The sequence below is a fragment of the Desulfovibrio sp. 86 genome (assembly GCF_902702915.1).
Lineage (GTDB): Bacteria > Desulfobacterota > Desulfovibrionia > Desulfovibrionales > Desulfovibrionaceae > Desulfovibrio.
Map to the genome: position 1 here is coordinate 1437197 of NZ_LR738849.1, position 15543 is coordinate 1452739.

11 protein-coding genes are annotated in these 15543 nt (G+C 58.5%); 2 read left to right on the forward strand and 9 right to left on the reverse strand.

Annotated elements, in window-relative coordinates; translation table 11 throughout:
• Window positions 1-13: 13 nt before the first annotated feature.
• The 4 genes from DESU86_RS06135 to DESU86_RS06150 form a co-directional block, all read right to left on the reverse strand.
• On the reverse strand, window positions 14-604 hold the full coding sequence (locus tag DESU86_RS06135) for a class I SAM-dependent methyltransferase (protein WP_179980245.1): 591 nt from the start codon (window positions 602-604) through the stop codon (window positions 14-16).
• A 132-nt stretch (window positions 605-736) separates the two neighbouring features.
• Window positions 737-2059 (reverse strand): glycosyltransferase, encoded by a 1323-nt coding sequence (locus tag DESU86_RS06140; RefSeq protein WP_179980246.1) that lies wholly within the window; start codon window positions 2057-2059, stop codon window positions 737-739.
• 561 nt (window positions 2060-2620) lie between these two features.
• Window positions 2621-4012 carry a glutamate--tRNA ligase gene (gltX, locus tag DESU86_RS06145; protein ID WP_179980247.1) on the reverse strand — a complete coding sequence of 464 codons (1392 nt, stop codon included), beginning with the start codon at window positions 4010-4012 and terminating at the stop codon, window positions 2621-2623.
• A gap of 286 nt (window positions 4013-4298) precedes the next feature.
• On the reverse strand, window positions 4299-6332 hold the full coding sequence (locus DESU86_RS06150; protein ID WP_179980248.1) for an ATP-binding protein: 2034 nt from the start codon (window positions 6330-6332) through the stop codon (window positions 4299-4301).
• A gap of 276 nt (window positions 6333-6608) precedes the next feature.
• Between DESU86_RS06150 and argB the strand changes: the two genes are divergently transcribed.
• Window positions 6609-7391: an acetylglutamate kinase gene (argB, locus tag DESU86_RS06155; protein ID WP_179980249.1), complete on the forward strand. Its 783-nt coding sequence runs from the start codon at window positions 6609-6611 to the stop codon at window positions 7389-7391.
• A 325-nt stretch (window positions 7392-7716) separates the two neighbouring features.
• On the opposite strand, the gene DESU86_RS06160 is transcribed toward argB, so the two are convergent.
• From DESU86_RS06160 to zraS, 5 genes are all read right to left on the reverse strand, one after another.
• A complete protein-coding gene (locus DESU86_RS06160; RefSeq protein WP_179980250.1) occupies window positions 7717-8340 on the reverse strand; it encodes a nitroreductase family protein in 624 nt (207 codons plus the stop codon).
• Window positions 8341-8634: 294 nt separating this feature from the next.
• Window positions 8635-10089, reverse strand: a complete 1455-nt coding sequence (locus DESU86_RS06165) for a GGDEF domain-containing phosphodiesterase (protein ID WP_179980251.1) — start codon at window positions 10087-10089, stop codon at window positions 8635-8637.
• A 129-nt stretch (window positions 10090-10218) separates the two neighbouring features.
• A complete protein-coding gene (locus DESU86_RS06170; protein WP_179980252.1) occupies window positions 10219-10845 on the reverse strand; it encodes an HD domain-containing protein in 627 nt (208 codons plus the stop codon).
• 50 nt (window positions 10846-10895) lie between these two features.
• Window positions 10896-12257, reverse strand: coding sequence for a sigma-54-dependent transcriptional regulator (locus DESU86_RS06175; protein ID WP_442873480.1), 1362 nt, complete (start codon window positions 12255-12257; stop codon window positions 10896-10898).
• A gap of 315 nt (window positions 12258-12572) precedes the next feature.
• A complete protein-coding gene (gene zraS, locus DESU86_RS06180; RefSeq protein WP_232088280.1) occupies window positions 12573-14033 on the reverse strand; it encodes a two-component system sensor histidine kinase ZraS in 1461 nt (486 codons plus the stop codon).
• 252 nt (window positions 14034-14285) lie between these two features.
• Between zraS and DESU86_RS06185 the strand changes: the two genes are divergently transcribed.
• Complete coding sequence (locus DESU86_RS06185) at window positions 14286-14744, forward strand: hypothetical protein (RefSeq protein ID WP_179980255.1); 459 nt, start codon at window positions 14286-14288, stop codon at window positions 14742-14744.
• Window positions 14745-15543 lie beyond the last annotated feature (799 nt).

The window sequence follows — 15543 nt, forward strand, 5'->3', positions numbered from 1 at the left end:
CCGGGTGCGGCGGTCAGCGCGGGGTCTTGCGGGCGCGGGCAATGACCCGCATGTCGCGCTCCGGAACATGAAACTTTGCCTGATTGTCAAGCACAAGGATTTCAAACCCAGCTTTGATCAACTCACTGGCCATTTCATTTTTTGTCCAAACGTATCGGTGCGTTTCATAGTCAAGCCTGTCCCACTGGTTGCCATAGAACTGAGAAAACCCCAGGTTAAGCGCCCCCAGGGGTGTAGCAATGCTCGCCTGTCCTTCCAGGTACATCTTTATGCAGGCATCAAGATCGGGATGCTCCATAAGAAGGAGTCCTTCCGGGCGGAGCAGACGATGAAATTGAGCCAGAAGGTCGATGGCTGCCCATCGTGTGAAATGCTCAAGCACATGAACAAGAAGGATGCGATCCACACTGTCGTCGGCGGCATCCAATGCGCAGATGTCCATTTTTAAATCGTAGCACGCGCCGCTTCGTGAGGTATCCCGCCCCTCATAATCATAGTTATCAATGTTTATCCAGCCCTCAATATTTTCCCCACCGCACCCAAGGTGCAAATTTATCTCACCCATGCCCTTACGGCGAGCATAAGAATTAATTGAATTATGCATGTGAGCATCCTGTTAATGAAATAGCAGCCAACAGTATATCGAAAAATCGCCTCTACAAGACACGCCTGCTACACAACACTACTGAACACCTCAGGAAACAGCACCACGAAACCTTTTGATGAGCTTTCTGAGTCAACGGACTTCCTGGCGTCCACAATGCTCAGCAGGATTTCGCAAAATACGGGCATAAACCTTCCGAAGCTGTCCCAATGAACGCTCCAGGGAAAATTCGCGCCCAACATGTGCCCGGCCAACCTGCCCAGCGGTCACAGCAGCTTCCGGATGTTGGGACAGCCAGGAAACATGATTGGCCAAAGCCTCCTCGTCACGCCCGGCCAGCACAAAACCGCTTTGCCCGTCCACCACCACATCGGCGGCACCACCACACCTGGTAGTCACCACGGGCACTCCGCAGGCCTGGGCTTCGAGGAGTGCATTGGGCAAGCCTTCCACATAGGCTGTGTGTAAAAAAACAGAGCAGAGCGACAAAAATTCGGGAACTTGCTTGACCGCCCCGGGCAAAAGAATACGGTCTGCATAGGCTGTGCCGGATACTATTTTTTTCAGCGGCTCGAACATCGGCCCATGCCCTGCAAGAACCGCATACAACCCAGGGGTAGAAGCACATGCGCGCATGGCGGCGCAAATCCAAAGTTCCGGGTCCTTAATGGAAACAAAACGAATAAGACCCCCCACCATCGGGGATTTGTCAGGAATGCCAAGTCTCACGCGCAAAGCAGCCACCCGCTCTCGCTCAGGACGCGGCCAGTCCTTCAGCTCAAGAAGGTTTGACGTCAGCGAGACGCTCCCCGCAGGCAGGTCAAGCCATTCTTCATAGTCGGTGCATCCGGCGCGACTGTTGTTGGTCATCACGATGCCAGGCATCTGCATGGCCCTGCTGAGGATGGCATACGCCAGGGACTCTTCAACACTTTCAAACCCATACGGAGCTCGGCTGCGTGGTGCCAGACTGCGGCCACCGATAATAATTTTCGGAATGCCGGCAATAACCGCCGCCAGCAGGGGCTCAAGATGATCGGCGTTCCAGACATGCAGCAACCGTGGCCTCAGGCGCAAAAACCACGCTGCATACGCGGCTACACTGTCACGAAAAACCGGAGGAGGATTTTCAAAGGCCGCTTCCACAATGTCGCGTGCCGCCAGGAAGTCTTCAGGTTTTATCTCATTCTGAGAAAATTCCAGTACGGCCTTGCAACTGGCCTTGGCTTCCGCCAGAAAAAAGTCATTGCCGCCTGTGGGGGACAACGTCCGGCACAACAAGACAATGGGACGCCCCATCTCCTTAAAAGCTTTGGCTGTAGCCAGAATTTGACGTTCCACGCCGCCGCAGGTCAAGGAGCCGCTCCACCAAGCCACAGGGCCAATAAAATATTCCGGTTGGCGCAAAGGCGCTCCCTTGATAAAACTGGCTGTATTGGCTTGCGGTTGGGGCATGGCATCTTCTCCGGCAATGCTGAAATTTGACGCGCGACAAAGGTTTTGCAATATTAATGCCAGCATTAGAGCATTTTAACTTTGAAAAAGTGTAAATGCTCTAACGTTGCGCGGGAGTGCAGCGCGCCACAACGTGGCGTGGATTCAGCCGAGCTTCAGCCGTTGCAGCGCAGGAAGCTACGGATAAAGACAGCATGAGTAACTATCCATTTTGTTCTGTGCAATCGCTGTCGCCATTCGTAAGGCTCGCAGACTCGCCAACGACTGCCGCAAAGACAGCAATTGGTTACTAGAGCGACCAGCCTGCTGATGGTTGTCGCAAATCGCATTTTAAGCTGAATGAAAACGTTGAAATGTTAAACATTTCAACGTTGATCTGCTCTAGGACAGTATGCGCCTGCTCCCGGCTGCTTCCGCTGTGGCAACAGGAAGCCATTTATTGCAAGCAAAGCCCGGATCAGTCTTGGTCAGATCCGGGCTTTGCTTGCATTTTTGGGGCTGTTCATCCCCTTATCAAACATCTCTATACAGGTTCACCGTACAGACCATTGTGTATCATCCTTACCCCGCTGCCCTCGCAAGCCGGGCCAGGGTTTCGTCCCTGCCGAGAAAGGCCATGATCTCGTTCAGGTGCGAGCCGCCCATAAAGCCCATGAGGGCGGTGCGCAGGGGCGGGGCCACTTCCTTGAACTTGAGGCCGTTGTCCGCCACATAGGCGTTGAGGGCGGCCTCGATATTTTCGGCGGTAAAGGGCTCGCAAGCCGCGAAGATCGCGGCCAGCGCGCGCAAATGCGCCTTGCCGCCGTCCGTCAGGTGCTTGGCGGCGTCTTTTTCTGTGTACTCCAGATCAGCGGCGGCCACCAGAAGGGGGCGGAAGCTTTCGGCCAGGGCCTTGAGGTTGTTGGCGCGCTCGCGGAACATGGCGCACAGGGGCTCCAGCCTTTCCTGCGTCAGCACGCCAAAGCCCGTCTGCTCCACAAAGGGGGCCGTCAACGTGGCCAGTTCGGCCAGGGGCATTTCGCGCATGAAGTGGGCGTTGCACCATTCCAGCTTGGCGGGGTCAAAGGCCGCAGCCGCAGGATTGAGATTGCTGCCGTCAAAATATTCCACCAGTTCTTCGGGCGTGAACAGCTCCTGATTGCCGTGCGACCAGCCAAGGCGCACCAGATAGTTCACGAGCGCCTGGGGCAGCAGGCCGTCCTGCTGGTATTCAATGACGGCGCGCGCGCCGTGGCGCTTGGAGAGCTTTTGCCGGTCAGGGCCGAGAATCATCGGCACGTGGCCGAAACGCGGCACGGGCAGACCCAGGGCTTCATAGATCAGGATCTGACGCGGCGTGTTGGACACGTGGTCGTCACCACGGATGACGTGGGTAATGCCCATGTCGTGATCGTCCACCACCACGGCCATGTTATAGGTGGGCATGCCGTCAGCGCGGCGGATGACCATGTCGTCCAGTTCGCCCACATCCACGGCGATCTTGCCCTTGACCAGATCGTCAAAGACCACCTTGCCCGTCAGCGGGGCCTTGAGGCGTACGCAGCGCCCTTCGCCGGGCCCCAGGTCGCGGCTGCGGCAGCGGCCGTTATAGCGCGGCTTGAGACCTTTTTGCCGGGCCTCTTCGCGCATGGCCTCCACCTCTTCAGGGGTACACGAGCACCAGTAGGCGTGGCCGTTTTTCAGCAGCTTGTCCACATAGGCGTTGTACAGATCGGTGCGCTGCGTCTGATAGGCGAGGTCGCCGTCCCAATCCAGCCCCAGCCAGCGCATGGAAGCCAGGATTGAATCGGTATACTCCTGCTTGGAGCGCAAAAGGTCTGTATCTTCTATGCGCAGATGAAAGCGGCCCTTGAAATGCCGGGCCAGAAGCCAGCAGAAAATGGCTGTGCGCGCGCCGCCTATGTGCAAATGTCCCGTGGGGCTGGGGGCGAATCGTGTAACCACTTGCGTCATGTTGTTATCCTTGACTGGGCTTGTGAGACAAACGGGCTGTCAGCCTGCCTGTTCTCGTATCGTTGGTAAAACAGTTTCACGTTGAAATTGTTCCGGCGGCCGCAAAAGCGCAGGCTGCCTGCGCTGGCAAACGCCAAAGCGGGCGTCCTGTAAACGCTGGGGATACGCATTCCCAACGGTGATTTGCGCCAAACCCGATATGTTTTGCTGCAAAACAGATCTCGGGCCAGCCGGGTTCTGAAGGCAAACGCCCGCGAAGAGCGTCACCCGGACTCCGGCGTGGAGCTCAAAGATTCTGGTTGCTAGCGTCGTAGGCGGCTTCGCGCCGCTCATCGCAGGTTCGGGCAAGGCGCTTGAGGGTCAGGGTCAGTTCCCGTACGTCAATGGGCTTGGTCAGGTGGGCGTTCATGCCCGCCTGAAGGCTGCGTTCCGCATCCCCGCGCATGGCATAGGCCGTCATGGCCACAATGGGCACGTCCACAGCGCCGGGCAGGCCGCTGGCCCTTATCTCGCGCGTGGCCGTGTAGCCGTCCATAATGGGCATCTGCACGTCCATGAGGACAAGATCGATGTCGTCCGCCTGCTTGCGCCAGACATCAAGCGCTTCCTGGCCGTTGCCCGCGGCCATGCACTCCACGCCCATGCCGCTCAGCAGCACTTCCATAATCTCGCGGTTTATGTCCCCGTCTTCTGCCATGAGCACCCGCAGGCCGCGCAGACAGGCATATTCCATGGCAGCGTCGTCTTCCAGGCTGGGGGGGACGAACATGTCTTCCCGGCCCACGCCAAAGGGCAGCTCCACCCTGAAGACGCTGCCCTTGCCGGGCTCGCTCTGCACTGTTATGCGCCCGCCCATGAGCACGGTCAGACGGCGGCAAAGGGCAAGGCCCAGGCCAGTGCCGCCGAAGCGGCGGGTTATGGATGAGTCCGCCTGGGAAAAGGGCGTGAAAATACGCGCCTGTTCATCCCTGCTCATGCCGATGCCCTCATCGCTCACAAGACAGGCCAGGGTGATGTCATGCTGTTTGCGGCGCAACAACTGCACGTCTATGCGCACCGTGCCCCGCTCGGAAAACTTGATGGCGTTGCCGCCAAGGTTCAGCAGGATCTGGCGCAACCGCAGGGCGTCGCCCACCAGGGTTGGCGGTATGCGCGGGTCTATGTGGCTCTCGAGCGTGCAGTTTTTGTGCTGCAGGCGCGGACGCAGCAGGGCCAGCACGGCCTCGATCTCCCGCTCGGGCTGGAAAGGAAGGTTTTCCAGCTCCATATGGTTGGCCTCGATCTTTGAAAAATCCAGAAGGTCATTGATGATGTCCAACAGCGATTCGCAGGTGGAATGGATTTTTTCCACATAGTCCCGCTGCTGCGCATTGAGGTCCGTATTGAGCACAAGATGGGCCATGCCCATGATGCCGTTCATGGGCGTGCGGATTTCATGGCTCATATTGGCCAGAAAGATGCTTTTGGCCGCGTTGGCGGCCTCCGCGCTTTCCTTGGCCTCGCGCAACATACGCTCGTGCTGGCGGTGCTTTGTAACGTCGCTCACATAGCCCGCAATGCGCGGCTCTTCCGGCGTGCCCACCACTTCGCAGGCCACGGCGAACCAGCAGAGGCCGCGCCAGGGATGATTGACGCGCAGTTCCACATGCTCCTGAAAGCCCACTGTCCAGCCTTCGGAGCGGCAAAGGCTTCGCCAGCGCCGCCTGTCTTCCGGCAGGATGCACTTTTCCACGGCCGCAAGCCGCTCTTCGGCGTTGGCCCCTTCCCGCAGGCCGAACTGTTCGTAAAAAACCTCGTTGCAGGTGAACTCCAGCCTGTCCTTGCGGCGGCCCAGTTCAAACACGCCCAGCCAGCCCAGACGGCAGGCCAGCGAAAGCCGCGACAGGCTCTCACGCAAGGCCTGATGGGCCGCATGCAGTTCGCTTATGTCCTGATGAAACCCGGCAATGCGTAATAGCTGTTCGCCATCGCCCGAAACGCGCCTGCCCCCGCAGCGCACGTGAATGGGGCCCCACTGCGGATGATTGTAGCAGTAGCGCATCTCGCGCATGTCGCCATGGTTTTTGAAATCCTCAAGTTTTTTCCATATGGAGTCTCTATCGCGGCTGTCCACGCGGCTACGCCAGAATGTCGCGCACTTTTCCGGGGTGATGTCATCGGGCACGCCCAGCAGACGGCGGGTGATCGTATTGGTGAGCAGGCGGGTAAGGCCGCTGCCCGGATCATGCTCAAGAACCCACAACCCAACACTGGCCGCTGCCAGGGCCTCCTGCCCCCAGGCGAGTCCTTCTCCAAAACCCTGTTGTGCCTCTAACACCATGACGCCTCCATAAACTTGTTGTGCAGGCTAGCGCTTTTGGCCCTGCAATACAATGCCGTTTTGCGCCATCAACCCGTGCCTGTGGCCGCGTGGCGTTTCTGCGCAATTACTACCCGAATCATCAGGATTTTGTCGCACATCCGACATGTTGCCAGCTTGCACGCCGCATGACGGGGTGCTAGTTTAGACAACTACAAGGACACATCAAATACCACGTCACTGGGCATTTGCCGCGCCCATGCAGCGCGGCCGACCGCCCGTAAATGAGGAAGACGCATGAACAACGCCACCGTCGTTATCAAGTATGGCGGGCACGCCATGGACAAGCCCGAGCTTTGCACGGCCTTTGCCACCGATCTGGCCCAACTTTCCGCCCAGGACATGGGCTTTGTGGTGGTGCACGGCGGCGGGCCGCAAATTTCCGCGCTGCTGACGCGCCTGAATATCGAGAGCCGCTTTGAAAACGGCCTGCGGGTCACCGACGAAGCCACCATGGCAGCCGTTGAAATGGTTTTGTGCGGCCAGGTGAACAAGGCTGTGGTGGCTTCCTTTGCGGCCCACGGCGCGCGGGCTGCGGGCATATCCGGCAGGGACGGCAATTTGCTGCGCGCTGTTGTGAAAAATCCCGCCCTGGGGCTTGTGGGCGAGGTGGAGGCCGTGGACCCGGCCCTGGTCCTTTGTCTGCTCCAAGGGGGCTTTGTGCCCGTTGTGGCTCCGGTGGCCAACGGCCCCGACGGCCATGCTCTGAACATCAACGCCGACACGGCCGCAGGCGCGCTGGCCGGAGCTTTGGCGGCGGACTACTTTGTGCTCATCTCCGACGTGCCGGGCGTGCTGGACGCCGAGGGCAGGCTCATTACCGCCCTTACCCGCGCGGAGATAGAAAAGCTGCGGGCCGAAGGCGTCATTACCGGCGGCATGATTCCCAAGGTCGAATCCTGCCTGCACGCCCTGGACGCGGGCTGCCAGCGCGCGCTTATTCTTGACGGACGTTCTCCGTCGAGCCTGCGCCGCTATCTGCTGGACGACGCGTCGCTGGGCACTGTGGTTGTGAACTGAGCCCGCAAGGCCCCACAAAAATGCCGAGAGGCAGCCGGAATTTCCGGCTGCCTCTTTTTTTGAAGGCAAACGCGCGGTTTACCCGCTCCGGGAGGCGCCGTCACGGACGCGCCCCGGCCTTTACATGGATACTTTTAAGTCTCGCGGGCTGCCGGGCAGACTCCTTACGCGCGTGGCCTGAGCGGACTGCCAGAGCGGACTAGAGCATTTAACACTTGAAATGCTCGCGTACGGCAGGCAAAAGCCCGCCTGCTCGCATTTCGTGGCAAGGATTTTTCAGAAAAATCCTTGCAGAGCATTTAACTCATTTCATTCGTAACCTGCTCTATTTTTTGAGGGAGCCCACGCTCTGGACTATAAGCACGCTCCAGCCCTCGGGCAGCGGCAGCGTGCCGTCCAGCGCCGAGGAATTCGAGGCGTGCACAAAGCCGCCCAGCCCCGCGGATGCGCAGAACAGCCCCACATTCTGATATATGGAGCCCACATGCATGCCCGACCATCTGCTCGCCGTGGGAGCCGCATACAGCAAGACCAGCGAACCGCCGCCAAGTTTGGCGCGCCAGTCGCCCTCCAGCACCATGGTCAGGCTGTGTCTGGGTTCATAACGCCATACGCCATTGTCCAGGGCCACAAAAACCTGCACTTCCTGCTTGTTCATGGCTGAAGGCGCGGTGCGGCGGCCGTCTTCGCGGTTGACGCCCCAGGCAGCCCAGAGCAGATCGCTCAATTGCTGCGCCGGAAGCGGCGCGCCGTTGAAACCGCTTTTGGTTGAACGGCGTTGGGCCAGAGCCTGCATAAGCGGCATGCCGCCGGTTTTATCCGGAGCGGGCAGTTCCATGCTCCGGGCGGACGCTTCCGCCGCAAGGGCGCTGGTGGAAGCCGGGGGAAGCAAGGCCAGAGAGGCCATTGACAGACAAAAAGCAAGACCAAGTCGAATACTGCGGATCATACATCCTCCATGAATAACTGCCGCCCGTGGACGCGACAGAGCGCGCCAAGAGTTCTTTCTGGGCAGGCAGAAGACGCCTGAAGTATGCTGCTGTTTGCAACAGGTTTCAAGCGCCCACGCGCGGAAAAAAAAGACACGGCTGCCGCGCTGTTTGTGGCGGATCATCGGGAGGAGTGCAGTGACAAAAATTTCGGCACGCCCCTTGCGGGAGTTCGGATGGCGGGCGCACGGGCGGCGGACTTATGGGCGGCGGGCTTATGGGCGCACGGGCGGCGCGCCAACGGCCTCAAGGGTCTATGCGTCGGGAGCTTCTTCGCCCGCCGGAAGGAGTTTTTTGCCGCCCTCAAGCAGGCACGTGAAGTTTTCCGGACTCATGGGACGGGCATAGAGAAACCCCTGTGCCTGAAGAGCCCCCAGCCGGGACAGAAACTCGCGCTGCGAAGCGTTTTCAACGCCTTCGCACAGCACCCCCATGTCCAGATCCTCGGCAAGGCGCACAACACTGTTGATAATGCTCTTGTTTGTGGGCGCAATGTCTTCCGACCCCAGGAGGCCCCTGTCTATTTTTATGACGTCAAAGGGCACATCCTTGAGCACGTTCAGGCTGGAATAGCCCGCGCCGAAATCGTCAAGCCAGATGGAATAGCCGTACTGCTTGAGCTGGCGCACGCTTTCGCTGATTTCTTCAAGATTCTTTACAAACACGCTCTCTGTGATTTCAAGGCCCAGCCAGCGGGGCTCAAGCTCATAGGACTGCACCAGCGCATGAAGATCGTCCACAAAGGCCGGGTTTCTGAAATGCTCGCGTGAAATATTCACGGATATGGGCAGCAATGTCTTGCCCGCGCGCTGGCGTGCCTGCTGATACTGGCAGACCTGGCCATAGATGGTGAAATCCAGACCCGTTATGTCGCCCGACTCTTCCAGAAGTGGCACAAAATTTCCAGGCATGATCAGCGTGCCGTCCGGCGTGCGCATCCTGGCCAGGGCCTCCGCGCCCACAATGGCGCCGGTGGCGATGTCCACCTGCGGTTGCAGCAGAAAGAACACGCCGCCGTGCTCCAGAGCCTTGGTCACGTCTTCGTAAAGGCTTTGCCGTTGCAGGCGGCAGATCTCCATGGCCTCGGTGAACACGCCGCCGCGCGAGCGCAGGGTGGGCTTGAGGGAACGCCGCGCCTGATCCGCACGGCTTACAAGGGCGTGCAGGCTTTCTGGCCTGCCCTCGACCGGGCAGACGCCGCCCACAAAGGCCAGGTGGCTGCGCGGGTGCAGCTTGCGTTTTTTCGCAAGAAACTGCTCGCCTTCGGCCACGAGCTTGCCGGTTATGGCCTCCAGGCTGTAACCGACGGGGATGGTGAAGAGTATGACGAAGCGATCGGCAAAAATGCGGCTGCCGCACACATATTCTTCGCGCCGCCGCAAAAATGCGGCAAAGGCGCGCAGCATGCTGTTGCCGGCCCGTTCGCCATAAATGCGGTTGAGCACCTGAAAGCCCTGCATGTCGGCATGCAGAAGGCCAAAGCGCCTGGCCGTGCGGTCAGAGCGCACCACGCACAAAGCCTGTTGCAGAAACGATTCATACTGCATGAGCCATGTGGTGCGATCATACTGCTCCATACGGGCCAGCAGACGACGAATCTGGCAGCTTTCCGAGGTTTTCAGGTCAAATTCGGGTGCAAAATTTTCCATGGCCAGTGCAGCGGGCCAGATCTCGCCCCCGCGTCCTCCCTCATCATCCAGAAAATGCATGCTTCCCCCTTTTGGGTCCGACACCAAGGCTCCGCAGTGAAGCCTTCTACAATTCTGGGCGTGAAAGGCTAGCCTAGTCTGAAATATTTTGTAAAGAATTTTCCGCAATCACAGCAACAGCTATCACTATTATTCTTGATTGCGGCGCACCCACCAGTCCTTTTCCACGCGGCCATACCACCAGCGGTTATGGTCCGTGCGCAAGACAACCTCCGCCAGTTCCCTGGCCTCGGGGCTGCGCAGCCGCTTGACCGCGCTTTCAAGCCATTGGGCGGCAAAGGCATTGCCCCTGTCGAGCTCTGCCTTGAGGTTGCAGATAAGATCCAGCTGATCCGCGTCATGGGCCAAAACCGATTCCGGGCTCGCGCCCGCGGCAAGTTCGTCCCACAGGGGCAGCACGTCGGCTTCAAGGCCGGTGCCGTCCACGCTGTCTTCCAGGGCGCGACGCGCCTGGCACTGGTCATAGCGGTGATTCACGTAGTTGAAATCGCCTGTGCGCGCTTCATGCAGGTCATGAAACAGGCAAAGAAAAGTGACCCTTGCCGGATCAAGGCCGCACATGCGCGCCAGCACATAGCCCATGACGCTGACCCGGTAGGAGTGCTCCGCCACGTTTTCCTTGCCGGAGCCGAGAAAGGCGTAGCCGGTACGCGGCGTGTGCCGCAGCATGCCAACCTCATTAAAAAAATCGGCGAGACGTTCCAACCGGGCAGCGGTGAACTTCCCGGCCTCCGCTTTGCTGTCAATATCACTCATGGCTCTTCCGGTACGATGATGGGCGCAAATAACCGGCCGTTGCAAAAACGCTATTCCAGGCCATATTTGCGCAGCTTGTTGTGCAGGGTGGCACGGGTGATGCCAAGACGACGCGCGGCTTCGCTCTTGTTGTCCCCGGCCTGGCGCAGCGTTTCCTCAATGGCCCTGCGCTCCACTTCATCCAGGGGCAGGCCCGCCAGGGAGGCGTCCGGATCTGCCGGGCGTTCCTCCACCCGGGCTTCGCTGGAGAGCATGGAGGGCAGTTCACGCCCGGTAATGAGGTCGCCGTGGCAAAGAATGACGGCGCGCTCCACCGCGTTTTCCAGTTCGCGCACGTTGCCCGGCCACGAATACCGCAGCATGGTGTCCAGCGCCTGGGCAGAAAACCCCCGCACGGCCTTTCTGTTGCGGCTGGCGAATTCCTCAAGAAAGTGGGCCGCCAGCAGGGGGATGTCCTCCGCCCTTTTACGCAGCGGCGGCACATCCACGCTGATGACGTTGAGCCGGAAAAACAGGTCTTCACGAAACCGCTTTTGCGCCACCTCCAGCCGCAAATCACGGTTGGTCGCGGCCAGAACGCGCACGTCCACCATAAGCTGCGTGTCGGAGCCAACGCGCTGCACCTCGCCCTGTTGCAGGGCGCGCAGCAGTTTGGCCTGAATGGACAGGGGCATTTCACCCACTTCGTCCAGAAAAAGCGTGCCGCCGTGGGCCTGGGCAAAACGGCCTTCGCGCCGGCGCTCAGCCCCGGTGAAGGAGCCTTTTTCATGCCCGAACAGCTCCGATTCCAGCAGGTTTTCCGCCAGGGCAGGGCAGTTTACCGTGATAAAGGGTTTGTCGGCACGGGAACTTAAGGCGTGCAGCTCACGGGCGACCAGTTCCTTGCCTGTGCCCGACTCGCCGGAAATGAGCACCGTAGCCTCGGTGGGGGCCACTGTGCTCATGATCTCCTGCATGCGGGCAATGGCCTTGCTGCGGCCAATAATGCCCGACGTGGACGCGGTGTGGCTCAATTGACGGCGCAGTTCGCGGTTTTCGACGCTCAGCCGCGAATGCTCGATGGCCTGATGCAGGGTGTGCCTCAGGTTGTCAAAATCCAGCGGCTTGACCAGATAGTCATAGGCCCCGAGGCGCAGGGCCTCCACAGCGGTTTCCACGGAAGAATACGCCGTCATGAGCACCACGGGCAGGGCGGGATTATATTCGAGAATACCCCTGAGCGCGTTTATGCCGTTCATCCGGGCCATGCGCACGTCCGTCAGCACCACGGAAAAACTTTTTTCACGCACCAGAACCACGGCCTCGTCCCCGTCCGAAGCCTCTTCCACGGCATAGCCCCACGAACGGAGCATGGTCCGCAGCATGCCGCGGTGCGCCTGATCGTCATCAACCACAAGAATACTGTTGCTCACTCTGGCCATTCCTCCTGATCCGCTGCGGGCGCGACGCCTGATTGTCAGCCGCGCGGCACAGCGGTTTGCGCGGCGGTTCTGTTGCGAATGCCGCCGGCTCCGGACTGCGATTCCCTGGCGGGCCTGGCCGTCAGAGCGTTTACCCTTTGAAATACGTTAAAATGCTCTAGAGCAGATTAACTTTGAAATATTTCACATTTCAAAGTTTTCATTCAGCCGAAAAATGCGTTTTGCGGCTGAATCCACGCCACGTTGTGGCGCGCTGTACTTTCATACAGCGTTAGAGCAGTTACACTTTTTCAAAGGTAAAATGCTCTAGACGCGCTTTCGTTTTCTGCGCTCCACAAAGAGTTGCGACTCATTAAGCGCCTCCGGCAGCCAGATGCGGAACAGGGTTTCGCCCTGTCCGCCAGGCGGCGCCTGCCGGGAGACAACGCTGATCTCTCCGTTATGCGCCTCAACGATCTTGTGCACCATGGCCAGCCCCAACCCGGTTCCCTGACCCTTGGTGGTAAAATAGGGGTCAAAAATGTGCGGCAACTGGCGCGGAGGAATACCCACGCCGGTGTCGCGCACCATAAGGCATACGCCTTTTTTGTTCCGGGCCGCCGCCAGGATCAGGCGTCCGCCTTTGGGCATGGCGTCCAGGGCGTTGATGCAGAGGTTCAGCAGGGCCTGGCCCATGCGTTCCGGGTCTACCAGAGCCTTGGGCACCTCGCGGGAGATCTTGCACTCGACCTCGACCCCGCGTTTTTCCGCATCCTGGCCGATAAGGCGCACCACATGCTGCACAACGTCCGCAACGCTGCCGGGGCGCGGGGACACGTCGCTCGGACGGGAAAGGCCTATGAGATCCATGATGACGCGGTTGAGCCTGTCAACCTCGTTAACCATGACATTGGCTGCGGCGCGGTCTTCGCTGCCCTCGGGAAAGCGCTGACCGAAGTAGGTGGCGTAGCCCTTGATCGAACTTAAGGGATTGCGGATTTCATGCGCCACCCCGGCGGCGAGATTGCCCACAGCCGCGAGCTTTTCCTTGCGCCGCACCTCACCTTCAAGGCGGCGTATTTCCACCTCGGCCCTGCGCTGCCGCTGGCGGGATTCCCGCGCACGCTCGGCGTAATACAGGGCCAGAAGGCAGGCCAGCCCCACAAGCAGGGTCACTGCCGAGAGCATGGCGACATAGTCCCTGTTCTGGCTGCGTGTAATTTCAAAGGGTGAAATATCCAGCCCAAGAAATATGATGGGCGTGGGATAGCCCCGCATGGCGTCGGCCATTCCGGGCGAAAACTGGCGGTACACGGCAAAAACCCTGCGTCCCTCCAGGTGCATGATGCCCCATCGCGCCAGCATGCCGGGATTCAACCCGCGCATGCGCTCCTCGTCCATCTCCTTGCCTTCCATCCGCAGGATCTCGCCCAGACGGGAGCGGTCGCTGTGCGCCACTATGGTTCCATCGGGCATGGTCACCGCAATAAAGATAATGCCCGGACTGGACGCCATTTCTTCGAGCAGCACCTGAAGACGCACCCCGGCCTCGCTGCGCATGCCGGAACGCAAAATGCTTTCAAAAGCAATAATAAAGGATGAGCCCTTTTCGGCCAGCAAACGCCCCATGGCGGCTTCACTGCGCTCAATGGAAATAAAGGCCAGCAGGCTTATCATGAGGGCCAGCACAAGCGCGGCCCCTCCCATGAGCAGGCCAAGCGGCGTGCGCAGGACGCCCCGCGCACCCTTCAGGGAAGCGTAGAGGCCTCCCACAGGCGCTTTTGGCACGGCAGGCCCGACTCCTTCACACATTTCATCGTGTTTTGCACTCATAGGGCAGATATAGCTTCATGAGGCCGCACTGTCACCCTGTGTACAAGGCTGGCCTTTAATATTTTGCACGAATCTTGCTTCGCAATGTGTATATAGTCCATTTTATGTTGCCAAGGCAACATGTCGCTGCCTCTATGATCCCATGGAAGCATGCGGCACTGCCTCTCTGTTAACGGCTCATGCAAATGATTCGGGATTGCTTGCGACATGAAAAAAATACTTATTCATTCCATTGTGATGGCCAGTCTGGTGCTTCCTGCATTTTCTTCGGCCCAAAACCAGCAGTATGACATTTCACCCCAACCCCAACCATGTATGCCCATGAGCGCATTGGGGATGCCGCTGGATCTCCTCCCCCCGCAAAAATGCGCCAAAGCCATTGCCATCATGGATGATTTTAAGAAAAAAAGTTATTCTTTACGCCAGCTTATCGAGACAAAGAAATGTGAACTCGAAAGTCTTAGTTTTGACCAAAAAACGTCACCTGACACGCTGCCGCGCCTGGGATATGAATTGCAGGTTCTGCGCGATGAACTGCGTGCCGTGCATATGAATGCAGATCAGAGGATGCGCCTTGAAGTTGGCGTTCCATTGGGCACCCTGGCGAGCAGAGGCTGTAGAATGGACTTTGAGCGTACGGCCTCCTGGAGCGACAGGCTGAAGTAGCCTATCGCAAACCGGATATATACCATCTCAGGATATGTTTACGGCCTCAAGCATTGCTCACAGAAAGGACACGGGGTTTTCCCAACTGCAATGCCGCCGAATCTGGCCTGACTGTCTAATTTTTAAACATACAAAGATACACATGTATAAAAAGCATACACTCAACTTTCGGCACCACGAAAGGCCAATTCGGAATACTCAAATAATTTAAATCGATTATCAAAAACCATTCCACAATGTCGATAGTGGCACAAGAATTGCTTTTAATAATGCAAGAGTACGTAAAACGGATAGAAAAAAATAAACAAACAAATAAAAAATCTAACCGCGCAAAAGAGCAAGCTTCTCAATCCGTCAAAAAGACGGAACTTCGGAAAAATCCCGTGAAGCGGCAAAACAGCGCCTACTGGTTACATTTAAAAGTTAGGCTGTAAGCAACGCCGCCACGGAGCCGACAGGAGTAAACACTGCCGGATTTTCCAACCCGGCAATTGGCAATAGCAACCCGCCCCAATTCAGGCGTCCGGCAAACCGTGGCGCGCAAAGACAGGGCAGGCCAAAACGTCAACGCGTCGCCAACCCAGCCAATCCGCCGACGGGCGGTAGAGATATACATGACACCAAACTTCCGTGAGGCCCTCCGCCCCCATTGAGGGCTTCCGGATCCCCCCCCCGAAAACCTCCTCCTTTGAACAGAACCTCTAACCATCGGAACATCCTCCCTCTCTCGGCCGCCGGTTGCCCCCGGCGGCCGCCTCTCATTTTAAAGCAGATCAATTTTGAGAATGTATATTCTCAA

Excerpts from the sequence above, each read along its gene's own strand:
- DESU86_RS06160 (WP_179980250.1), bottom strand. The coding sequence starts at position 8,340 with ATGATCCGCAGTATTCGACTTGGTCTTGCTTTTTGTCTGTCAATGGCC.
- DESU86_RS06170 (WP_179980252.1), bottom strand. The coding sequence starts at position 10,845 with ATGAGTGATATTGACAGCAAAGCGGAGGCCGGGAAGTTCACCGCTGCC.
- DESU86_RS06135 (WP_179980245.1), bottom strand. The coding sequence starts at position 604 with ATGCATAATTCAATTAATTCTTATGCTCGCCGTAAGGGCATGGGTGAG.
- gltX (WP_179980247.1), bottom strand. The coding sequence starts at position 4,012 with ATGACGCAAGTGGTTACACGATTCGCCCCCAGCCCCACGGGACATTTG.
- DESU86_RS06140 (WP_179980246.1), bottom strand. The coding sequence starts at position 2,059 with ATGCCCCAACCGCAAGCCAATACAGCCAGTTTTATCAAGGGAGCGCCT.
- argB (WP_179980249.1), top strand. The coding sequence starts at position 6,609 with ATGAACAACGCCACCGTCGTTATCAAGTATGGCGGGCACGCCATGGAC.
- DESU86_RS06150 (WP_179980248.1), bottom strand. The coding sequence starts at position 6,332 with ATGGTGTTAGAGGCACAACAGGGTTTTGGAGAAGGACTCGCCTGGGGG.
- DESU86_RS06185 (WP_179980255.1), top strand. The coding sequence starts at position 14,286 with ATGAAAAAAATACTTATTCATTCCATTGTGATGGCCAGTCTGGTGCTT.
- DESU86_RS06165 (WP_179980251.1), bottom strand. The coding sequence starts at position 10,089 with ATGCATTTTCTGGATGATGAGGGAGGACGCGGGGGCGAGATCTGGCCC.